Origin of the sequence: Cobetia sp. UIB-001 (assembly GCF_044789135.1) — a bacterium.
GTDB classification, from domain to species: Bacteria; Pseudomonadota; Gammaproteobacteria; order Pseudomonadales; family Halomonadaceae; genus Cobetia; species Cobetia amphilecti.
In genome coordinates this window covers 1,829,048-1,849,231 of record NZ_CP058244.1, presented here as the reverse complement: position 1 = coordinate 1,849,231, position 20,184 = coordinate 1,829,048, and the positions used below count along the sequence as shown (strand labels likewise).

The 20,184-nt window shown below is 62.0% G+C and carries 16 protein-coding genes; 5 read left to right on the top strand and 11 right to left on the bottom strand.

What is annotated here, in order from left to right; translation table 11 throughout:
- Window positions 1-8: 8 nt before the first annotated feature.
- Together HA399_RS07835 and HA399_RS07830 are read right to left on the bottom strand one after the other, a co-directional pair.
- Entirely contained in the window at window positions 9-1,346 is a 1,338-nt protein-coding gene (locus HA399_RS07835; protein ID WP_404326732.1) for an allantoate amidohydrolase, read from the bottom strand.
- Window positions 1,343-2,626, bottom strand: a complete 1,284-nt coding sequence (locus HA399_RS07830) for a pyridoxal-phosphate-dependent aminotransferase family protein (RefSeq protein ID WP_404326730.1) — start codon at window positions 2,624-2,626, stop codon at window positions 1,343-1,345. The genes HA399_RS07835 and HA399_RS07830 overlap by 4 nt, the downstream gene beginning before the upstream one ends.
- 471 nt (window positions 2,627-3,097) lie before the next feature.
- On the opposite strand from HA399_RS07830, the gene HA399_RS07825 reads away from it, so the two are divergent.
- Window positions 3,098-3,922, top strand: coding sequence for an inositol monophosphatase family protein (locus HA399_RS07825; protein ID WP_404326729.1), 825 nt, complete (start codon window positions 3,098-3,100; stop codon window positions 3,920-3,922).
- 156 nt (window positions 3,923-4,078) lie between these two features.
- On the opposite strand, the gene HA399_RS07820 is transcribed toward HA399_RS07825, so the two are convergent.
- The 3 genes from HA399_RS07820 to HA399_RS07810 all read right to left on the bottom strand — a co-directional run bounded on the left by HA399_RS07820 (window position 4,079) and on the right by HA399_RS07810 (window position 7,708).
- Window positions 4,079-5,149 (bottom strand): ParA family protein, encoded by a 1,071-nt coding sequence (locus HA399_RS07820; RefSeq protein WP_404326727.1) that lies wholly within the window; start codon window positions 5,147-5,149, stop codon window positions 4,079-4,081.
- 103 nt (window positions 5,150-5,252) lie between these two features.
- Window positions 5,253-5,918 (bottom strand): 7-cyano-7-deazaguanine/7-aminomethyl-7-deazaguanine transporter, encoded by a 666-nt coding sequence (locus HA399_RS07815; RefSeq protein WP_107334879.1) that lies wholly within the window; start codon window positions 5,916-5,918, stop codon window positions 5,253-5,255.
- 338 nt (window positions 5,919-6,256) lie between these two features.
- Window positions 6,257-7,708 carry an alanine/glycine:cation symporter family protein gene (locus HA399_RS07810; RefSeq protein ID WP_404326726.1) on the bottom strand — a complete coding sequence of 484 codons (1,452 nt, stop codon included), beginning with the start codon at window positions 7,706-7,708 and terminating at the stop codon, window positions 6,257-6,259.
- 507 nt (window positions 7,709-8,215) lie between these two features.
- Here HA399_RS07810 and HA399_RS07805 point away from each other — a divergent pair.
- Window positions 8,216-9,817 (top strand): Na+/H+ antiporter NhaC family protein, encoded by a 1,602-nt coding sequence (locus HA399_RS07805; protein WP_404326725.1) that lies wholly within the window; start codon window positions 8,216-8,218, stop codon window positions 9,815-9,817.
- 115 nt (window positions 9,818-9,932) lie between these two features.
- On the opposite strand, the gene HA399_RS07800 is transcribed toward HA399_RS07805, so the two are convergent.
- On the bottom strand, window positions 9,933-11,903 hold the full coding sequence (locus tag HA399_RS07800) for an acetate--CoA ligase (protein ID WP_404326724.1): 1,971 nt from the start codon (window positions 11,901-11,903) through the stop codon (window positions 9,933-9,935).
- Between the two features lie 558 nt (window positions 11,904-12,461).
- Between HA399_RS07800 and HA399_RS07795 the strand changes: the two genes are divergently transcribed.
- Complete coding sequence (locus HA399_RS07795; protein ID WP_054556050.1) at window positions 12,462-12,776, top strand: helix-turn-helix transcriptional regulator; 315 nt, start codon at window positions 12,462-12,464, stop codon at window positions 12,774-12,776.
- 167 nt (window positions 12,777-12,943) lie between these two features.
- Here the strand turns inward: HA399_RS07795 and sohB are convergent, their stop codons facing one another.
- Complete coding sequence (sohB, locus tag HA399_RS07790) at window positions 12,944-14,047, bottom strand: protease SohB (protein ID WP_054556049.1); 1,104 nt, start codon at window positions 14,045-14,047, stop codon at window positions 12,944-12,946.
- A gap of 571 nt (window positions 14,048-14,618) precedes the next feature.
- Here sohB and HA399_RS07785 point away from each other — a divergent pair.
- Window positions 14,619-14,936 (top strand): SCP2 sterol-binding domain-containing protein, encoded by a 318-nt coding sequence (locus HA399_RS07785; RefSeq protein WP_043332726.1) that lies wholly within the window; start codon window positions 14,619-14,621, stop codon window positions 14,934-14,936.
- A 123-nt stretch (window positions 14,937-15,059) separates the two neighbouring features.
- Here HA399_RS07785 and nudC read toward each other — a convergent pair whose 3' ends face one another.
- The 4 genes from nudC to HA399_RS07765 all read right to left on the bottom strand — a co-directional run bounded on the left by nudC (window position 15,060) and on the right by HA399_RS07765 (window position 18,443).
- Window positions 15,060-15,833: an NAD(+) diphosphatase gene (gene nudC, locus HA399_RS07780; RefSeq protein ID WP_107334885.1), complete on the bottom strand. Its 774-nt coding sequence runs from the start codon at window positions 15,831-15,833 to the stop codon at window positions 15,060-15,062.
- The gene (dnaQ, locus tag HA399_RS07775; RefSeq protein WP_404326722.1) at window positions 15,833-16,639 is read right to left on the bottom strand and encodes a DNA polymerase III subunit epsilon; all 807 of its coding nucleotides are present in this window, start codon (window positions 16,637-16,639) and stop codon (window positions 15,833-15,835) included. Before dnaQ ends, nudC begins: the two co-directional genes overlap by 1 nt.
- A gap of 149 nt (window positions 16,640-16,788) precedes the next feature.
- On the bottom strand, window positions 16,789-17,223 hold the full coding sequence (gene rnhA / locus HA399_RS07770) for a ribonuclease HI (RefSeq protein ID WP_054556047.1): 435 nt from the start codon (window positions 17,221-17,223) through the stop codon (window positions 16,789-16,791).
- A gap of 353 nt (window positions 17,224-17,576) precedes the next feature.
- Entirely contained in the window at window positions 17,577-18,443 is an 867-nt protein-coding gene (locus tag HA399_RS07765; protein WP_225348029.1) for a class I SAM-dependent methyltransferase, read from the bottom strand.
- Between the two features lie 790 nt (window positions 18,444-19,233).
- Between HA399_RS07765 and gloB the strand changes: the two genes are divergently transcribed.
- The gene (gloB, locus tag HA399_RS07760; RefSeq protein ID WP_404326720.1) at window positions 19,234-20,022 is read left to right on the top strand and encodes a hydroxyacylglutathione hydrolase; all 789 of its coding nucleotides are present in this window, start codon (window positions 19,234-19,236) and stop codon (window positions 20,020-20,022) included.
- Window positions 20,023-20,184: the final 162 nt, after the last annotated feature.

Below are 20,184 nucleotides of genomic sequence, written 5' to 3'. Positions count from 1 at the left end.
GTGCTGTCCTACACGTACCTGACGGCCACGGCCTCGATACTGGCGGTCAGGGCCGCCAGGGCCTTGGCGACATCGTCTTCGGTCACCGCCTCCAGCGGGTGGTGGCTGATGCCGCGCTCACAGCGCAGGAACAGCATGCCCACCGGGCACAGATGACTGACCGCCATGGCGTCATGCCCGGCACCACTCGGTAGCCGGAATGGCGCCTGACCGGTAGCCGCGATACCGGCATCGACGGCCTGCATCAATCCCTCGTCACAGGCCACGGCATCGGCCGCATGCGTCTGCTCGCAGTGGAAGGTGAGGCCCCGTCGCGCCGCGATTCGGTGCGCCTCGTTCAAGAGTTCATCCAGCGCCCGGTCCCGCTGCGCATCGTCCAGCGCGCGGATATCCAGACTCAGTGCCGCTCCCCCGGGGATGACATTCACCGCCCCGGGACGCAGCTCGCAACACCCCACGGTCGCGACCAGCGAGTGGTCCACCATGTCAGCGCGCTTGCCCGCCTGGACATCACGCGCCAGCGATTCCACTGCCAGTGTCCACTCCGCCGCCGCACACAGCGCATCCTGACGCAGTGCCATCGGCGTGGTGCCGGCATGTCCCGCCTGGCCGACGAAGTTGACCGCGAAGCGTCGCGCGCCGGCGATACCGGTCACGGTACCCAGCGCCAGATTCTCGGCTTCCAGCACCGGGCCCTGCTCGATGTGTACTTCCAGATAGCCCAGCGGCGGATTCGCCTGCAGGCTGGCCCCGGCGGCCGTCTGCCCGGAAAGCCCGAAACGTTCGAGCGCGTTGCCAAGCGGGATGCCGTCCTCATCCTCTACCCGCTCCCAGTCCGACTGCCAGCGTCCGGCGATGGCATGGCTGCCGAGCAAGGTCGCACCGAAGCGGGTGCCCTCTTCATCACCGAAACCGACCACTTCCAGCGCGAAGGGCAAGCTCTGCTCGCCCGCATCGGCGCGCTGCCTGAAATGTGTCAAGGCGGCCACTCCGAGCAGGACACCAAGAATGCCGTCATAACGGCCGGCGTCCGGCACGCTGTCCAGATGCGAGCCGATCACCAGTCGCGGCACGCCGGCTTCGCTGTCAGCGGCAGCGGTGAGAGCGGGTGGACACCAGCGGCCCCAGAGATTGCCGGCGCCATCCTGCCAGCTGCGCAGACCGGCAGCCTTGAGCCAGCCAGCCGTGGTGGCGTTGGCGGCGGCGTGTTCCGGCGTCAGATAGCGGCGGTCGATCCCGCTGTCGCTGCGTGTGATGGCCGCCAGGGTGTCGCAGGCGGCCAGCACATCGGCGGCCGTTTCCAGCGGCGCGATGGCGTCCGGGGGTATGGATCCGGCATCGCTCATGACTGGCCTCCCGTGCTGGGATTGGCACGGCCATTGGCCGCCTGACCCTGATGCTCCTGATAGAAGTCCAGCGCGGCGCCGACGCCACCGCCGGCCACAGTCTTGATGCCACCCCGGCGCAGGGTCTGCTCCAGCGCCGCCAGCGTGGTCAGCACGGTATCGCGACGCGCGTTGTAGCCCATCACGCCGAGACGCCAGACCTTGCCGTGCAGCGGGCCGAAGCTGGTGCCGATCTCGATGCCGAAGTCCTCCAGCATGCTGCGGCGCAGGCCATCGCCATCCAGACCGTCGGGAATCATCACCGCGCTGACGTTGTTCATGCGCTGGGCCTGATCGCCGAACAGTGCAAGTCCCAGCCCCTTCAAGCCTTCGACCATCGCCTGGCCATGCAGCGCATGGCGCGCGATGGCGTTGTCCATGCCCTCATTGACCAGCAGGCGCGCACACTCGCGGGCGCCATACAGCATGCTGGTAGCTTCGGTGTGGTGATTGAGGCGAAGCTCTCCCCAGTAATCGAGCACCATGGAGAGATCGAAATAGTTGGAGCGGATGCGCGCGCCCGGCTCCGCCAGACGATCACTGCCGCTGCTGATGCCCGCCTCGACATGCCGCCGGGCATGCACCACCTCCACCGCACGCGGCGACAACGTCAGCGGCGAACTGCCTGACGGCCCGGCCAGACACTTCTGCAAGCCTGCGGTGACGGCGTCCAGCCCCCACTCATCGGTCTTGAGCGGATTGCCCGCCAGCGAGGCCGTGGCATCGCTGTAGAACAGCACGCCTTCGCGGCGACAGATGGCGCCGATGTCTTCCAGCGGCTGGCACATGGTGGTCGAGGTATCGCCCTGCACCAGCGCCAGCACACTGGGCTTGACGTCGCGAATGGCGGCTTCGATCTGCTCCGGGCGGAACACCTGGCCCCACTCGCATTCCAGCGTATGCACCTCGGCACCGCAGCGCTCGGCGATCTCGCGCAGCAGATGACCGAAGCGGCCGAAGATCGGCACCAGCACACGCTCCCCCGGCTGGATCAGCGAGATCAGCACTGCCTCGATACCGGCACGCGAGGTGCCATCTATCAACAGGGTCGCATCATTGGTGGTCTCGAAGACGCCGCGATAGAGCTGCATCGTCTCGTTCATGTAGTGCGTCATTGCCGGGTCGTACTGGCCGATCAAGGGAGCGGAAAGCGCTCGCAATACACGCGGGTCCGCATTGATCGGACCGGGGCCCATCAGCAGGCGCTGGGGAGGATGAATCTGGTCAAAGGTCGGGCTCACGGTCGCTCCTCGTGCAGCAGGGCATGGAATGCGGGAAGACTCGCCAACTCGCCGAGCCTCATGACCAGACTACTGCAACAAATGCGCCAGAATTTCAGAAATGAAACAAATGTTGAATTTCTGATGTGTTCGACGGGCGCCACCGCCCTGTCATGGCGTGCGCATCGAGTGGCAATAGGCTCTCTGATAACCGAGTGACAGAAAGACAGTCCAGTAAAAGACGGCATGCCTGCAAGATAACGCTATAACCCTAGTAACCACACTGACCGGTGTTGCTCTGACAGTGCATGCCTTGCCTGCCAGGCACCATGACGGGGCATGAATGAGCTGAATCGACGCTTTCATTACCTGTTTCATGCGCCGGCGCTCACTGCCCGAGGCTGAACTCGCCACATGAGTCTGTTATACAAGGAGGCATCGGATGAGTGAGGGTTGCCTCATCCGACCTGATCATCGCTGCCGGAGAGCCACATGACGCTGGAACAACGCCTGGAACGAGCAACGGAACTGGCCAGACAGGCTGGTGAACGCATAGTGCAAGCGCGCGAGGAACAGGGTTTCGCGCACCATTACAAGAAAGGCGATGAGCTGGTCACCGACATCGACGTGGCGATCGATACCTTCCTGGCGGAAGCGCTCGAAGCCGAATTTCCCGAGGATGCGCGCCTTACCGAAGAGCTGTCACCTGAGCGTGACGTGATCGGTACCAAGGGTGGCCTGTGGGTGATCGACCCCATCGACGGTACCGTCAATTTTGCCCATGGCCTGCGCCATGTCGCCGTGTCCATCGCCTGGTGCGAGCGCGGCAAGATCCAGATGGGGGTCGTGCATGCGCCCTTCCTCGGCGAGACCTTCACCGCCATCCGCGGCAAGGGGGCCTGGCTCAACGGCGAGAGCATCTCGGTCAGCGAGACCGATGAGATGAGCCGCGCACTGGTCGCGACCGGCTTCCCCTACAACCGTGACAACCGTCCGCCGCTGCTCAAGCGCCTCTCGGCCATGCTGCTGGTCTGTCAGGATGTGCGCCGCAACGGCAGTGCCGCGCTGGATCTCTGTGATGTGGCGTGCGGACGTCTGGATGCCTACTACGAAAGCGTTTCCCCCTGGGACTTTGCCGCGGGCCTTCTGATCGCGCGTGAAGCCGGCGCACGCACGGGGCACCTGTATCGCTGTCCGGACGGCATTCCCGATGAGCTTTATGGCGAGAATATCGTGGTGGCCTCACCGGTCTTGCATGCCCCGCTCAAGCGCCTGCTGGAAGAGGCCGACGCCAGTTCAGGGCTGCCAGGGCTGTAGTGAAGAACTCAAATACAGGACTGTAGTGACGCGGCTGTGATGGCACGACTTTCATGACCTGACTTTCATGACATGACTTTCATGACAGACTGCCGCTGCAATACGCAAGAGCCCCGCCAATTGGCGGGGCTCTGTGTTTCTGGCTGGCACTCGGCATCAATCGCCCAGGTTACCGCCCTTCTTCTTGCCCTTGGCAGCCGACTTGCTGGTCGCCTTGCTGCTGTCTTTGCTGGCATCTTTGCTGGCATCTTTGCTGGCAGAGTCCCTGCTCGCCGGCTTCTTGTCAGCGCTGGGCGCTTTCTTGCTTGAAGCTGCCTTGCTGGCAGGCTTGGCCGCTGGCTTGCTCGAAGCTTCCTTGCTTGCGGGCTTGCTGGCCGCCTCCCCTTTGGCGCTGGCCTTGCCGGTGGCAGCACCTTGAGGCGCGGTGGCGGTTGATCCAGCCTCAGCAGTCTTGGCAGCGGCTGGCGCTGGTGCCACCGTCGGCTCCTTGAGCAGGTTCAGCCGTTGGCCGATTTCCTGCCACAGGCTGCGATAGCTGACCGCCGGAGAGCTGTTGCGCGAGAAAGTCCCGATGGGCTTGCGCTCGATTCCCATGCGCTCGACCACGCTGGAATACGGGATAAAGCCACTGAGCTGCAGCGGATAATCCTGCTTGAGCGATTCCATCACATCCTTGTGCAATGTCTTGCGGCGATCCACCAGAGTGAAGAACGGCCAGACGGGCACATCGAGATCGATCTCGGCCAGATAGGCGTTCAATTGCTCCAGGGTACGCAGCGACAGAACCGTGGGAATGATCGGCACCAGCAGGGTATCGGCAGAGGCGAAGACCTGCTCGGAAAGACTGGAAATGCTCGGCGGACAATCGAGGATGACGAGGTCGTAGTCATCGCGTACCGGCTTGAGGACCTTGCGCAGTCGGGTACGCTTCTCTTCCTCGAGTATGTGGTCGAGATTGCGGTAGGAGAATTCCGCCGGCAGGACATCAAGGTTCTGATAATCCGTGGAACGGATCACGCGGGACATGTCCTGCTTGCCGCTGATCAGTTTCTCGACCCCGCCCTTCAGCTTGGGCTTGGTACGCACATAGAAGGTCGCAGCGGCCTGCGGATCAAGATCCCAAAGCAATACACGCAGGCCACTGTTGGCGGCACAATGCGCCAGATTGATGGCAGAAGCGGTCTTGCCCACGCCCCCTTTGATGCTGTACACCGCAGCGATTTTCATGGCTCCCTCCAGTCATTCCAGTTTGTGCAACGTTAGCACAATCCGGCGCCATATCCCTGACTGACAACGGCGAAACGGGAGAAAATAATATGACAGTTTTATGTCAGACAGGCTCTCGCTCATCGACCAGGCCGCGCTTGAGCAACTGATTCGTGAGGCGATTGAGCAACAATCCGTACATCGGCAGGAACAGCAATATCGAGATGGCCAGCTTGATCGCGTAATCCACCCAGGCGATCTCGACCCAGTGAGCCGCCATGAAAGCATCGGGCCCATTGCGGAACGCCACCGAGAAGAAGGCAAAGGTGTCAGCGAGATTGCCGAACAATGTCGACGCCAACGGCGCGATCCACCAGTGGGCATTGCGACGCAGACGATCGAACACCTGAATGTCGAGCAACTGACCGATCACGTAGGCAATGAAGCTTGCCAGCGCGATACGGGCCACGAACAGATTGAAGTCAGCCAGTGCCTCTACCCCGGCAAAGCTGCCCGCCTGAAACATCACCGACACCATGTAGCTGACCAACAGCGCCGGCAGCATGACCAGCGCAATGATGCGCCGCGCCTGATGCTTGCCGAACAGACGCACGGTCAGATCCGTTGCCAGGAAGATGAACGGGAAACTGAAGGCGCCCCAGGTGGTATGGAAGCCGAACAGGGTCATCGGCAACTGCACCAGGTAATTGCTGGCGGTGATGATGAGGATGTGAAACAGGGCCAGGGCGACAAGTGCGCGCTGCGTCTGGGCAGACGAGAGGAGTAGCATTGCAGGTCCTTTTTGGATCAAAGCCGTCGTCCAGGGGTGAGGGAACCCTGTCACGAGCGTGTTGAGGTTTGCGTCGTCGATGCTGACATCAGCTGCCATGGCCTGACATCGGCCTTGACGCCTTGTCGCAGCGATTGAGCGCTGCAGCCATGCGTCATCCGACATGCTTCACTGACAACCGCCGCGAGGCTTGCACGTCGCCAGAACGCAAAATGGCCGCGCATCGTAGCACGATGCGCGGCCATTGACAGGTACCTGCGGGGAAAATCTGGCCAGATGGTCAGGCCGTCAGTCTCCCCCCGGTGCCCCTTATGTTGCAAAGAAAGCGAGTGTCAGAGTCACTTCTTCCAGATGCTGGCATCGACCTTGCCCTTGAGCTCCGGGAACTGCTCCGGATCAAAGGTCGGCTCCTTGCCGGCCTTATGCTGACGGTCGTAATCCTTGAAGATACGGAAGGCCAACGGCGACAGCAGCAGGATGGCGATCAGGTTGATCAAGGCCATCGCGCCCATCGACAGATCCGCGAAGTTCCAGATGTTCTTCAGGCTGGCGACAGCACCGAGCATGACCATGCCGAGCACGGCGAAGCGGTAGACCATGATGACGCTCTTGGCGTTCTTCTTGCCGGCGATGTACTCGATGTTGGACTCGCCGTAGGAGTAGTTCGCCACCAGCGAGGTGAAGGCGAACAGCAGAATGGCGATGGCCACGAAGCCGCCACCCCAGCTGCCGACCTGTGAGGACAGCGCTGCCTGGGTGATCTGGATGCCGTCATTGCCGCCATCGTTGCCCAGGGTGCCGCTCATGATGATGATGGCCGCGGTCGCGGTGCAGATGACCAGGGTGTCGATGAACACGCCCAGCATCTGGACGAAGCCCTGGGACGCCGGGTGCTTGGTGGTCGCCATCGCGGCGGCGTTCGGGGCAGAACCCATACCCGCTTCGTTGGAGAACAGCCCCCGCTTGATGCCGTTCATCATCGCCTGGGCAATGGTGTAACCCAGCGCGCCACCTGCGGCCTGCTCAAGACCGAAGGCACTGCGGAAGATGGTGCCCAGCGCCGCCGGCAGCTCAGTGATGTTGATGGCCACGACGAAGATGGCCAGCAGCAGATAGAGCAGCGCCATGAGCGGCACGATCAGCTCGGCAGTACGCGTGATACGCTTCATGCCACCGAAGATGATCGGCACCATGACCACGACCAGCACCACACCCATGATCCACGGCGGCACGCTGAAGGCCTGCTCCATGGCCAGTGCGATGGAGTTGGACTGCACGGAGTTGAAGGCCAGACCGAAGGCGATGATCAGGCACACGGAGAACAGGATCGCCATCCAGCGCTGACCGAGGCCCTTCTCGATGTAATAGGCCGGGCCACCACGGAAGGTGTTGTCATCGTGGGAAACCTTGTAGGCCTGCGCCAGGGTGGACTCGATAAAGCTGGTGGACATGCCGACCAGCGCCGTCATCCACATCCAGAAGATGGCGCCCGGGCCACCCAGGGAAATCGCCACGGCGACACCGGCGAGGTTACCGGTACCGACGCGCGCCGCCAGAGAGGTGGCCAGTGCCTGGAAGGAAGAGATGCCGCCTTCGCTGCCCTGACGAGACGTGGCCAGCAGCTTCCACATGTGTCCGAAATAGCGGAACTGGATACCCTTGGTCATGACCGTGAAGAAGAGACCCGCTCCGATGAGCAGGTAAATCAATACACTGCCCCACAGCAGGCCATTGCCTGCATCGATCAACGCCAGAATCGGCGCTGGAATGATGGACGTTGTTTCCGACATGTCGGTCTCGCTTTGGCGGGTTTTTGGTCTTGTCGACGCTGCCAGGGCAACGGAAAGCCCATGACTTTCCTGCGACTGACAGCGAGCAACCACTACGATCGGGCTGCTCGACATGCTTTGGTGAGCGCCATTCTTCATATCCCACGGGGATAAGCAAGAAGAGCCCACTGTAAAGCTGACTTCTACGCCCGAATTCTAGGGGAAAAATAGCGCAATGGCGGTGTTTTTCACTGCGACCTAGACTTTAGGTGAACACGGTAATGTTTCACGTCTTGTTTGGCTCGGGCATAATGCGCCCCCTTCCGGAAGTCGCCGCCTGCCAGTGGCGGCCCAGGACTTGTCGGGCGCAGGCTCGCGACTCATCGATTGCCGTTGCGCAACGGCGATCCCGCGAGTGTGCGCTGCGATCAGGCGGTGCAACTCCCTGACACCCACGCACCATAACCGCCATAACGGCACCCGGTAGCGCGCTTTGTCCCGGCGCCTGCCTTTGATTACAGGTGATACATGGAACTGACCAGCTACGCGGCGTCCCCGCTTTCGCTGCTCGCCCCGATCATAGCCATCGGTCTCGCAATACTGACACGTCGTGTCATGCTCTCCCTCGGGCTGGGTATCGTGTCAGGCGCCCTGCTGCTGAATGATTTCTCGCCGCTCGTCACGCTGCACTATCTCTGGCAGCAGCTGGTTGCCGTCTTCATCGAGATGCCGGACAGCGGTCAGCTTGCCGAGGCCAGCCTCAACAGCTGGAATGTCTATATCCTGCTGTTCCTGCTGGCACTGGGTGCCATGGTCGGCGTGATCACGCTGGCAGGCGGCACCCGTGCCTTCGGCAACTGGGCGCGGGCGCGAGTCACGACCCGCCGTGGCTCGCAGCTGATGACCGTGCTGCTGGGGGTATTCATCTTCATCGATGATTATTTCAATAGCCTGGCCGTGGGCAATATCTGTCGTCCGCTGACCGATCGTCAGGGGCTGTCGCGCGCGCGCCTGGCCTATCTGATCGATTCCACTGCCGCGCCCGTCTGCGTGCTGACGCCGATCTCGAGCTGGGGTGCCTACATCATCAGCCTGATTGCCGGTATCCTGGCGACGCACCACATCACGGATGTCAGCCCGTTCGGTGCCTTCCTCGAGCTGTCCGCCCTCAACTACTACGCGATTGCGGCGCTGGTGCTGGTGATCGCCTCGGCGTGGTTCGACATCAACTTCGGTGCCATGCGCCGTCATGCCATCGCGGCGCGCGACGGTGAGCTTTTCGATGCCAAGCGCGGCAATCCGCCGGGCAACACCCACGTGGAAGAGTCCGAGCGTGGCCGCCCCATGGACCTGCTGATCCCGATCATCGTGCTGGTCATCGCGACCTTCTTCATGATCGTGCAGACCGGCGCCAGCGCACTGACCGCCGAGGGTGAGGCCTTCGGCCTGATTCGCGCCTTCGAGCTGACGGATGTCGCCAAGTCGCTGATCATCGGCGGCGCCATCGGCCTGCTGGCCGCGGTAGTGATGCTGCTGCGTCATCGCATGGGCGCTGGTCGCAGCCTGAGCGCCATCGCCCAGGGCGCCAGTTCCATGCTGCCGGCCGTCTATATCCTCGTCTTCGCCTGGTTGCTGACCGGCATCATCGGCTCTCTGGGGACCGGCCAGTACCTGGCCACGCTGGTCGAGGGCGTCGTGTCTCCGACCTGGCTGCCGATGCTGCTGTTCGTGCTCTCCGGCCTGATGGCCTTTGCCACCGGCACCAGCTGGGGCACCTTCGGCATCATGCTGCCCATCGCCGGTGACATGGCGGCCGCCACCGAGCTCGCCATGATGTTGCCGATGATGGGCGCGGTGCTGGCCGGTTCCGTGTTCGGGGATCACTGCTCGCCGATTTCCGACACCACCATCCTGTCCTCGACGGGTGCCAGCTGCCATCACATCGATCACGTGATGACCCAGCTGCCCTACGCCCTGCTGGGTGCCGCGATCTCGCTGATCGCCTACCTGGTGATGGGCCTGACCGACAGCACCCTGTTCGGCTGGTTGAGCCTGGCGGGCCTGCTGGTCATCAGCATTGCCTGGCTTGCACGCCGCGAGATGGCCAATCCGGTCGTGGCACGCACCTGATGCAATAAATGCTGCCTTGCTGAAAAAAAGCCCCCGCCATGTCTCATGGCGGGGGCTTTTTCATTATTGGAGCAGCGCGAGCCGCGTCATGCGTCCGCGATATCACTGCATCGGTTCATGCGCTGCGTGCCTCACTCGCCTGACCGACGCCGGCCTCGCTCAGCGCCTCACGCACATCCTCCAGGCTTGAGGGGTCATCTATCGTCGAGGGCACCTGGTATTGCTCGCCCGCGGCGATCTGACGGATCATCTTGCGCAGTATCTTGCCGGAGCGCGTCTTGGGCAGGCGCTCGACGATCAGCACCTCCTTGAGCGAGGCAAAGGCCCCGATTTCCTGGCGTATCCGCTGGGCAAGCTCGGCGCACAGGCTGGCTTCATCCCCCTGCCAGCCATCCTTGAGAATCACCAGTCCCAACGGCATCTCGCCCTTGAGCGAATCCTCGATGCCGATCACCGCGCATTCCGCGATCGCGGCGTGTGCACCGAGCACCTGCTCCATCTCACCCGTCGACAGACGGTGCCCCGCCACGTTGATGACATCATCAATGCGTCCCATCACGAACAGATAGCCCTGCTCATCGAAGTAGCCGCCATCACCGGACAGGTAATAGCCGGGGTAGGCAGCAAGATAGGCAGAATGGAAGCGTCCGGGGTCCTGATAGAGTCCGGTCAGGCAGCCCGGCGGCAGCGGTTGGCGCAACACGACATTGCCCTGCTCTCCCGTGGGTACCTCATCCCCCATGCCATCGAGAATCTGTACATTGAAGCCCGGCAACGGCCAGGTGGCGCTACCGGCACGCGCCTCGACCGGCGCCTTCACCTCGCGGCTGCCTTCGGTGAACATGTCGAGGCCCAGCAGGTTGCCGGCGATGGGCCAGCCGGTTTCGGTCTGCCACCAGTGATCGACGACCGGCACCGGCAGGAGATCGGCGAGCCAGTGATAGGTCGGCGGGTCCAGTCGCTCTCCGGCCAGGAACAGACTGCGCAGGCTGGAAAGGTCGTAATCGGCCATATGACTGGCTTCCGGGTCTTCCTTCTTCATGGCGCGAAACGCCGTCGGCGCAGTGAAGAAGCAGTTGATGCGGTATTCCTCGATCAAGCGCCAGAAGGCTCCGGCATCCGGGGTCTTGACCGGCTTGCCTTCATACATGACGGTACTGGCCCCCATCAGCAGCGGGCCATATACGATATAGGAGTGGCCGACGACCCAGCCGATGTCCGAGGCCGCCATGAAGGTATCCCCGGGGCGGGTCGCATAGAGAAGCTCCATTGAATAATGCAGCGCCACGGCGTAACCGGCGTGATCACGCACCACTCCCTTGGGCTTGCCGGTGGTGCCGGAGGTATAGAGGACATAGAGAGGTTCGCTGCCCAGCATGCTGACCGCTTCGGTGGCCTGGGCGCTGGCCAGACATTCATGCCAGTCATGATCACGCGGCCCGAGTGTCGCCCGCTGCTGTTCACGCTGCAGGATCAGACAGGCTTGCGGTGTATGCTCGGCAAGTTCGATGGCTTCATCCAGCCAGGGCTTGTAGGGAATGATGCGATCGACTTCCACCCCGCAGGACGCCGCCATGATCACCTTGGGCGCGGCGTCATCGATACGTACCGCCAGCTCCTTGGGGGAAAAGCCGCCGAAGACCACTGAGTGCACCGCCCCGAGACGTGCACAGGCCAGCATCGCCATCATGGCCTCGGCGACCATCGGCATGTAGAGCACGACACGGTCGCCCTTCTCCACCCCGAGATTGCGCAGCGCCCCCGCCAGCAGGGCCACCTCATCACGCAGCTCACGAAACGTGTAATGCCGCTTGCTCTGCGTGACCGGCGAATCCCAATACAACGCGACCTGATCCGCGCGCCCATTGGCGACGTGATGGTCCAGCGCGGCATGGCAGATGTTCATCTCGCCATCGATGAACCAGCGCGCATGCTGTTGCTCATCCCAGGCCAGAATGGTCTGCGGCGGGCGAAACCAGGCGATGCGTTGCGCCTGCTCAGCCCAGAAGTCTTCTGGCGTCTCGTTGGCTCTCGCCGTCAGAGCTAGATAACGCTCGCGTGCACAGGAGTGATTGGCGTCGGGCATGGCGTACCTCGTGATCCACGAATGTCGTTATGGGCATCTCTTGCCTGTCCTGACGCAAGGCCTTGTCTCCGGGGCCCGTTGACCGGACCTCTTTTCATGTCGTCATTGATGTCGCTCGCCAACGGCGATGCGACAGACGACGATGGAGGCAGTACAGAGACACCTGAACCGATAGTTACGTTGAAACCTTAGGCCAAAAATCGCCCTTCAAACGTGCTCGGCTCACCGTTTTCAGCGTCTGATGGTCTTATACTCAATCCTTGGTCGCAGACGAGCTGACAGCGTGAAAGGCGTCATTCACGCAATAAAACATACGCTTGAACGCGGTCTCACAGCAGATGCGACAAAAAGTCAAAGCCTGAGAACGACAAAGTCGATGATTTATCGTTTAAGATTGTCTTGGACGTAGCACGCGGAGTTATTGATCATTCACTAAAACAAGGTTAGGTCATAACAACATGCCAATGGCCCATTGCGTCCCTCGGGATGCACCAAGATAGACCGACCGGGAGAGACCGCATGAACGCAACACTTTCTACAGCTGCAAGGAATAACCCCATGCCAGTGTCCAGCGATGCCATCACCCTGCACCAGGCCGGTGACCGCGTCATCGAAGAAGCCACTGCCCTTCTCAAGGCGATGGGCAACGAGAATCGTCTGCGCATCCTGTGCCTGCTCAGCGACAGCGAAATGTCGGTGAGCGAGCTCAACTCGCGCCTGGAACTGTCGCAGTCCGCGCTGTCGCAGCATCTGGCGATTCTGCGTCGTGAAGGCATGGTGCGGACGCGCCGCGCTTCGCAGACTATCTACTATTCGCTGCAAGGCCCCAACGCCGCAGGTGTCATTCGTGCCCTGCAGGACCTCTATAACTGAAAAAGGGCGCCAGCCGGTGACTGACGCCCTTTGAGGGGAATGTCGCTGAGTCACGCTGATCGTGACCCGCTAGACATCTGTATCACTCGCCGACTCCAACAAGATCGGGCAGGCCACGGAATGGCCTTCCAAGCCTCTTCTCTTCGCCCGCGACGGCAATCTGTCGCTTATTGCTGATGCCAGCGCGACTCCGCATTGCGCTCCAGCACGCGGTCCAGCACACGATCCAGACTCGATGTCACGCCCTTGCCGAAACGGTCCATCACGCGGCGCGGCTTCTCGAGACTCACCTCGAAGATCTTGACCTCTTCCTTCAGATAGCGCGCCAGCAACGCCTGACTGGTACCGACCTCGTCGATCAGACCGATATCGATGGCTTCACTGCCATACCAGATATCGCCCTGGGACACTGCCTCGACGTCCAATTGCGGGCGACGGCTGCCGACATGCTGCTTGAACAGCTCATGGGTGCGCGCCAGGTCCGACAGGAACTTCTCACGCCCTTCTTCACTGTTCTCGCCGAGCATGGTCAAGGTGCGCTTGTAACGCCCCGCCGTCAGAATCTCGACATCCACATCATGCTTCTTGAGCAGACGGTGCACATTGGGCACCTGAGCCACGACACCGATCGAGCCGATGACCGCAAAGGGTGCTGCCACCACGTGGTCCGCTGCACAGGCCATCATGTAGCCGCCACTGGCCGCGACCTTGTCGACCGTGATCGTCAGGCGCGCGCCACTGGCACGCAGACGGTCCAGCTGTGCCGCGGCCAGGCCATAGGCATGCACCAGGCCACCACCGGACTCCAGTCGCAGCACGACCTCATCCTGCTCACCCAGCACGCCTTCCAGCGCCGTGATCTGCTCCGCCAGGCTTTCCACACCGCTGGCCTTGATGTCGCCGACGAAGTCGAGCACGAAGACCCGACGCCCACGCGTACTGGCCGGCGCATCGTCCTTGTCCGCATTGCCGCCCTTGTTGGCTTTCGCCTTGGCCTTGAGCGATTTCTTGAGCGCCTTGGCTTCCTGCTTGTGCTTCTTGGCCCGCGCCTTTTCCTTGGCGGCGTACTCGGCCTCTTCAAGGCCGGCGTGGCTCAATTCGCGTTGATAGCCCTTGATGCGCTCATGCCAGGGGCGAATCTTCAGCTTGGCCTGGCGCTCCCCCGCTTCCCCCTGTCGTGCACGTGCAATGATGAGCACGATGGCCGCGATCGCGACCACCACGGTGATCGCCTGGGCCAGAAAGAGGCCGTACTGTGAAATCCATTGCATGCACTTGCTCCTGAAACATTGAAGAAGGTGTCTGATCTCTCGCCAGCACGTGAGCGGCGAACGCTCGCTCTCGAGTGCATGGCTGTCAGGCAGAAGGTCAAGGCATCTGCCACACGACCAGGACCCCATAACGAAATCACCGGCTAAAGGGCCGGTGCGGGATGGTACTCGATATGGGGGCAAGCTTGCCCGCCTGCAAGGCTGGCAGGCACCTGGGCAGATTTCACACTGCTCGTATTGTCATGGGACTGGCGAGCCGTCTGTACGGGTTCTCCAGGTGGCCTGGACGCGATCTGTACGTTATCCCTGTACATTATCTCTGTACGTTACTTCTGCACATTATCTCAGCACGTTCAGAGCTGAGCGCTGAAGCGCGGAACACGCCAGATCGATCACACGACTTGATTGGAACGCTCGTTTGAAATAGTCTGATGTCAGTCTTGAAGGTCAGCAGCGTGATCACTTCATGGTGAGCAAGGTGGTGAACGACACCTCCCCCTCGCCATGCACGTCATCTTTCCCCGTGATCATTGGCCTTTCTCCACCGCTAGCACTGACAAGGAATATCACCATGGCCGACGCCAACGCCGTCATCGACATGCTCAAGAGCCGTTTCAACCCCGAAGCCGCCAAGGGCATGGATGAGGTCTTTCAATTCAACATCACCGACAGCGATGACTACTACATGGTCGTCAAGGACGGCACTCTGGACGTCGGCGAAGGTGAGCACGATGACCCGTCCGTGACCCTGAGCACCGACAGCGACACCCTCAAGGGCGTGATGAAGGGCGAAGTCGACGGCATGCAGGCCTTCATGACAGGCCGCCTGAAAGCCACCGGCAACATCATGCTGGCCACCAAGCTGACGTCTCTGTTCCCGAACAAGTAAGCGTCTGCTTGAGAAGGTGCATCGTTGCGAACAAGCCCGATGGAAAGGGTCGCTTGAGGCACCAGCCAAAGAAAACGCCCCGGCCAATGGTCGGGGCGTTTTCTTTGGGGAGAGCCTGCAATATCAGCGGCCCGTCGCGACCGAGCGCAGGAAGTTGTCGATCAAGGCATGCGAGATCGAGAACTTCGGGGGCAGCCCCGGCAAGTCTTCCGGCGTGAACCACTGGGCATCCTCGATCTCGACACCATCGATGGTGATGTCGCCACCAGCATATTCCGCGTAGTAGCCCAGCATGAACGAGTGCGGGAACGGCCACGACTGACTCTGGAAATAGCTGACTCGCCCGACCTCGACACCGACTTCCTCGTGCACCTCACGCCGCACGGCTTCCTCGGCACTTTCACCGGCTTCGATGAAGCCCGCCAGGGTCGAATACATGCCCGGCCCGAAGCGCGGACTGCGTGCCAGCAACATCTCGCGCCCCCGGGTGATCAGCGTGATGATGCACGGCGAGATACGCGGGTAGCTGCGATGCTGACAACCGGTGCAGTGCATGGCGAATTCATGCTCCAGACGCTTCATGCGCTTGCCACAACGGCCACAGAATCGATGGTCGCGCAGCCATTTGAGCACCTGCAACGCACTGGAAAGCAGCGGAAACTGATCACGTGGCAGCGTATGCAGCCACTGACGCGCGGCGGGCCAATCGGCACTGCCATTCTCACCGAACACCGCAATCGGCGCGCCCTGCCATTCCCCGAGAGCCACGGCGCCGCTGGGCCAGTCCGCGATGGGCTGGATGATGCCGCCATCCGGCGCAGGTGCTACGCCATCACGCCCCACGCGAATCAGATAACCATGGCGCTGGGTCACACGCGAGAGATCACGAATCAACATCAGGCGTCGTCTCCGCGGTTGCCTCGGCTGTCCAGGCTGGCACCCTCAAGAGTGGCGCCATCAAGACTGCCCAAGGCATCGATCGAGAGGCGATCGAACAGGCACTCATCCGCCTTGCCGCGAATCTCTTCACACCAGGCCGAGTGACGCTCAAGTTCCAGCGCGGACAGGCCGGGCGTGACCAGGCGTGGGCGATCGGCACGCAGGCGACGAACCCCGACGATACCGCCCTCCTCGCCATCGCCTTCCTCTATCACGTCCAGGCCCAGCGCCGTCTGGCCACCGGTCATCGCCAGATAGACGTCGCCGAGAATCTCGGCATCCAGCAAGGCGCCGTGCAGCACGCGATGCCCGTTGTCGATATCGTAGCGCTTGCACAGCGCATCCAGGTTGTTGCGCTGTCCGGGGTGCTTCTCTCGGGCCAGCTTCAGGGTATCGAGAATGGCGCAGTGATCGGCGACCGGGCCCAACGGGTTGGCACGCCCGGGATTGATCAGCCCGAATTCGTGATCGATGAAGCCCACATCGAAGGGCGCATTGTGGATGACCAGCTGGGCACCCTTGATGAAGTCCCAGAAGGCATCGGCAATCTCGGCGAAGACCGGCTCGTTGGCGACTCGCTCATCGGTGATGCCGTGGACCCCGATCGCCTCTGCATCGATCAAGCGCTCAGGATTGACGTACTGATGGTAGGTGCGTCCGGTCAGGCGGCGGTTGATCATCTCCACCGCGCCGATCTCGATCAGGCGATGGCCTTCCTTCGGATCGATACCTGTCGTTTCGGTATCGAGAATAATCTGACGCATCTCAGACCTCTTGGTAAACAGTGACAGCTCCCTGATCGGTCCGCCTCAAGCTTCGGGCCGCGCATCAGGGTGCCTCAATATCGGATCCTGCATGTCCGTGCTCAAACACGGCTGGCCACCGCGCTCGGCGTGCCTGCCAGCCGAGGCGCTCAGCGGCGGCGCTGCATCTCGTCGATGGCCTCGTTGGCCAGCGCATCGGCGCGCTCGTTGCCCTCATCGCCGCTATGACCCTTGACCCAGCGCCACTCGATATCATGGCGCTCACTCTGGGCCAGCAGTGCCTTCCACAGATCTTCATTCTTGACCGGCTGCTTGGCTGCCGTCTTCCAGCCGCGCTTGACCCAGCCGTGCACCCACTTGGTGATGCCGTTCTTGACGTATTCGGAGTCGGTCCACAGCACCACCTGACAGCGCTTGGTGAGCGCCGTGAGCGCCTCGACCGCCGCCATCATCTCCATCCGATTGTTGGTCGTCTGGGCCTCGCTGCCATTGAGTTCCTTGCGATGCTTGCCACTGACCAGAATCGCGCCCCAGCCACCCGGGCCCGGGTTGCCACGACAGGCACCATCGGTGTGGATGACCACGCGAGTCGGCGCAGCCTTGGATTCGGACGTCGCAGCAGCGGCGGGATTCTGGGATTCGGGCGTGGATGCACTCTGGCTCACAAACGGCACTCTCGACAAAGGAAACGAAGACGGGCAAGTGCGACGGCGCTGGCTGTCACGACAGGGGCAAGCCTGGCCCGCAGAGGCGGGGCTTGGAAACCGCCCCCTGACAATCACTCTCCGGTAGCCCTCCCGCGGCAACAGCAGGCCTCGCCACAATGAGCGTCATTCTACCCACTCGCATGCAGCATGGCCAAAGTCCCTGTGTTTTTTTACAGCTTCCGCCAGGCTGAAGCCTTGAAGAAAAGGGAGCCCTGCAGCGAGTCGCCGAGCTAGCCGCGCTCAGACAGATCTCTGCGCGACTCACGCTTCACATGCCCCTCTCGGGAATGCACCCGCGTGGCCTGGCCGATAGAGACACCGGGGATGGCGACTCGCGGTCGCTTGGCATTCAAGGGTTGCACGTACCCGACATTGCGCCGCGCCCGTATCAACATCAGGCTGCCCAGCGGCAGGTTGTAGCGGCGCCCCATGCGTTCAAGCCAACCGTGTCGCAGGCGTAACCCCGGCAGGTGGAAGCCGGCATAGTCGATGCGCTCGATCTCGAAATCCACGAAGGCCAGCCAATCGCGCAGGGCCGCCGGCGTCCGCCAGCTTCCCTCCCAGGGAGTGATGTGGCGACGCCGCGGGTCCAGACGCAGCAGCCCCTCGCCAGACAACGGCTGCCAGGCGACGATGACCAGACAGCCACTGGAGCGCAGCACGCGGGCCGCCTCACGCAGCAGTCGGTGCGGCTCCGGCGCGACCTCCAGTAGATGGTGGAGCATCACCAGATCCATGCTCTCGTCCGGCAAAGCCAGCTGCGTCAGCGGGCAGATCAAGGTGGAAGGCGACTCGGCAAGCGCCGCCTCGGGACTCCATTGGATGGCATGGCGGATGGCGGAGAGTGACAGGAGGTCATTGCCGCCCGGGCCCAGGTTCAGGCTGTGAAAACCGAAGCAACGCTCGAACAGCGGCGCCAGCATCTCGCGCTCCGCCGTCAGGATGTCCTGCCCATCCGGGCCCTCGAAAAAGGCACGCATGGCGCGCACATGGGCACTCAATTGGCGCGCATGCTGGCGCTGGCGCTCCTCGGCGGTCAGGGACGCGCTGGCCTTGTCCGCACCGGAGTCATTCACACCAAAGGGGCCTTTCCACATCTTGCATCTCCCGGGCTTCAGGCGGGGAGACACTCCCCACGGCATAGACAGGCTTTGACACTTGTCTACATTCTCACACCATAAGAGGTTTGACACTTACCTGCTGGCTCGTCAGGCTTGTTATCCGGAAAATTCAGATTCCCGCCACGAATCAATCCACTGGGCATCATCGTGCTGGCTATTGGCCTTGCGATTGATGGCGCTCATGGACTTTGGCACCGGCGGCCAGTCGTGACTTTTCCAGCTGGGCTCTTCTTGCTGGGCTTTTCCTGATGGACCCTTCCTGAAGGACACTTCTTGCAGGACTGGGCATCAGCCACCCGGCGCCTGATCGCACACGGCGAGTCTGACCGGGAACGAAATGCCGACAAGCGAGTCTTGAACAGGACTGCGGGCATCGAGCGTCTCGACACGCCCGGCCCGACACTCAGGATAGAGTGAAGCAGGGTGTTGCCCAACATCCTGCGAATGACCCATAAATATGCGTTGTCGATGATAGAGCATACGGATTGCCCCTCCCGCCCACATACGCGGCCAGGGGAGCGGCCAGGCGCACGACCGTCCTGAGCCGTCTCTGAGCATGACTTTATGCTGCTTTCGACAACTAACTCTCAGTAAGGAGTCGATGGAACCGCCTGCCTATCAGCATTGCAGGCGACGATGACATGCCATGTTCATCTGCTTCAGCCTGGCCGATTCCTCGGCGAGGACGTATGAAGCCCCTTTTCGCGTCACTGGCCTGTCATTGCTTCGATCGACGACTGCAAGACATCAAGAGCACCTGACCACCATGATGAGCGTAACGCCCATAGCGGCCTTTCAGGACAACTACATCTGGTTGATACAGAGCGACGACAACCCCCGCGTGGCGGTCGTCGACCCCGGTGATGCACGCCCGGTGATGGAGGCCCTGGAGTCCAGAGGCCTGACCCTCGACACCATCCTCATCACCCATCACCACCAGGATCACACCGGCGGCCTGCCGGAGCTGATCGAACGCTATCAGCCTCGCGTGGTTGGCCCGCACAATCCGGCCGTCCACGGTATCGACGAGCGTGTCGGCGATGGCGACAGCTTCCGCCTGCAGGGCCGCCTCTTCGAGGTGATGGAAGTGCCGGGCCATACGCTGGATCACATCGCCTTTGTCAGCTCCGGCATGCCGGGACTGCTGTTCTGCGGCGACACCCTGTTCAGTGGCGGTTGCGGTCGCCTGTTTGAGGGCACGCCAGAACAGATGCATCACTCCTTGTCGCGCCTCGCCGCTCTGCCGGAAGAGACGCTCGTCTTCCCGGCACACGAGTACACGCTGGCCAACCTGGCCTTCGCCAGTGCCGCCGAGCCGAACAACCCCGCGCGAGACACCCTCAACGCAGAATGTGAACAGCTGCGTTCACTGGGCCGCCCCACGCTGCCTACCCTCATCGGTCGAGAAAAGCAGATCAATCCGTTCCTGCGCAGTGATGAGGTGGCGCTGCAACGCCACCTCGAACAGGAAGGACGCCTCTCGGCACCCTCGGGTCAGGAAGATTCTCCACTGGCGGCCTTCACGGCACTGCGTCAGTGGAAGGACAACTTCTAGCCCTGCTGCCCGCGTGCCATTGCCCCCGTTCTGACGCCACCCAGGTGAGCGGTTGGAGCGCGGCGTGAATGGCATTTCGCGTGACAGCGGGTCGAGAACATTCCTGATCTCGATCAGCCCCCGCAGTCACTGATTCGTGCCGGCATGACCGGCCAGCCGAGC

Excerpts from the sequence above, each read along its gene's own strand:
- HA399_RS07835 (WP_404326732.1), bottom strand. The coding sequence starts at position 1,346 with ATGAGCGATGCCGGATCCATACCCCCGGACGCCATCGCGCCGCTGGAA.
- HA399_RS07825 (WP_404326729.1), top strand. The coding sequence starts at position 3,098 with ATGACGCTGGAACAACGCCTGGAACGAGCAACGGAACTGGCCAGACAG.
- HA399_RS07820 (WP_404326727.1), bottom strand. The coding sequence starts at position 5,149 with ATGAAAATCGCTGCGGTGTACAGCATCAAAGGGGGCGTGGGCAAGACC.
- HA399_RS07815 (WP_107334879.1), bottom strand. The coding sequence starts at position 5,918 with ATGCTACTCCTCTCGTCTGCCCAGACGCAGCGCGCACTTGTCGCCCTG.
- HA399_RS07810 (WP_404326726.1), bottom strand. The coding sequence starts at position 7,708 with ATGTCGGAAACAACGTCCATCATTCCAGCGCCGATTCTGGCGTTGATC.
- HA399_RS07805 (WP_404326725.1), top strand. The coding sequence starts at position 8,216 with ATGGAACTGACCAGCTACGCGGCGTCCCCGCTTTCGCTGCTCGCCCCG.
- HA399_RS07800 (WP_404326724.1), bottom strand. The coding sequence starts at position 11,903 with ATGCCCGACGCCAATCACTCCTGTGCACGCGAGCGTTATCTAGCTCTG.
- HA399_RS07795 (WP_054556050.1), top strand. The coding sequence starts at position 12,462 with ATGCCAGTGTCCAGCGATGCCATCACCCTGCACCAGGCCGGTGACCGC.
- sohB (WP_054556049.1), bottom strand. The coding sequence starts at position 14,047 with ATGCAATGGATTTCACAGTACGGCCTCTTTCTGGCCCAGGCGATCACC.
- HA399_RS07785 (WP_043332726.1), top strand. The coding sequence starts at position 14,619 with ATGGCCGACGCCAACGCCGTCATCGACATGCTCAAGAGCCGTTTCAAC.
- nudC (WP_107334885.1), bottom strand. The coding sequence starts at position 15,833 with ATGTTGATTCGTGATCTCTCGCGTGTGACCCAGCGCCATGGTTATCTG.
- dnaQ (WP_404326722.1), bottom strand. The coding sequence starts at position 16,639 with ATGCGTCAGATTATTCTCGATACCGAAACGACAGGTATCGATCCGAAG.
- HA399_RS07765 (WP_225348029.1), bottom strand. The coding sequence starts at position 18,443 with ATGTGGAAAGGCCCCTTTGGTGTGAATGACTCCGGTGCGGACAAGGCC.
- gloB (WP_404326720.1), top strand. The coding sequence starts at position 19,234 with ATGATGAGCGTAACGCCCATAGCGGCCTTTCAGGACAACTACATCTGG.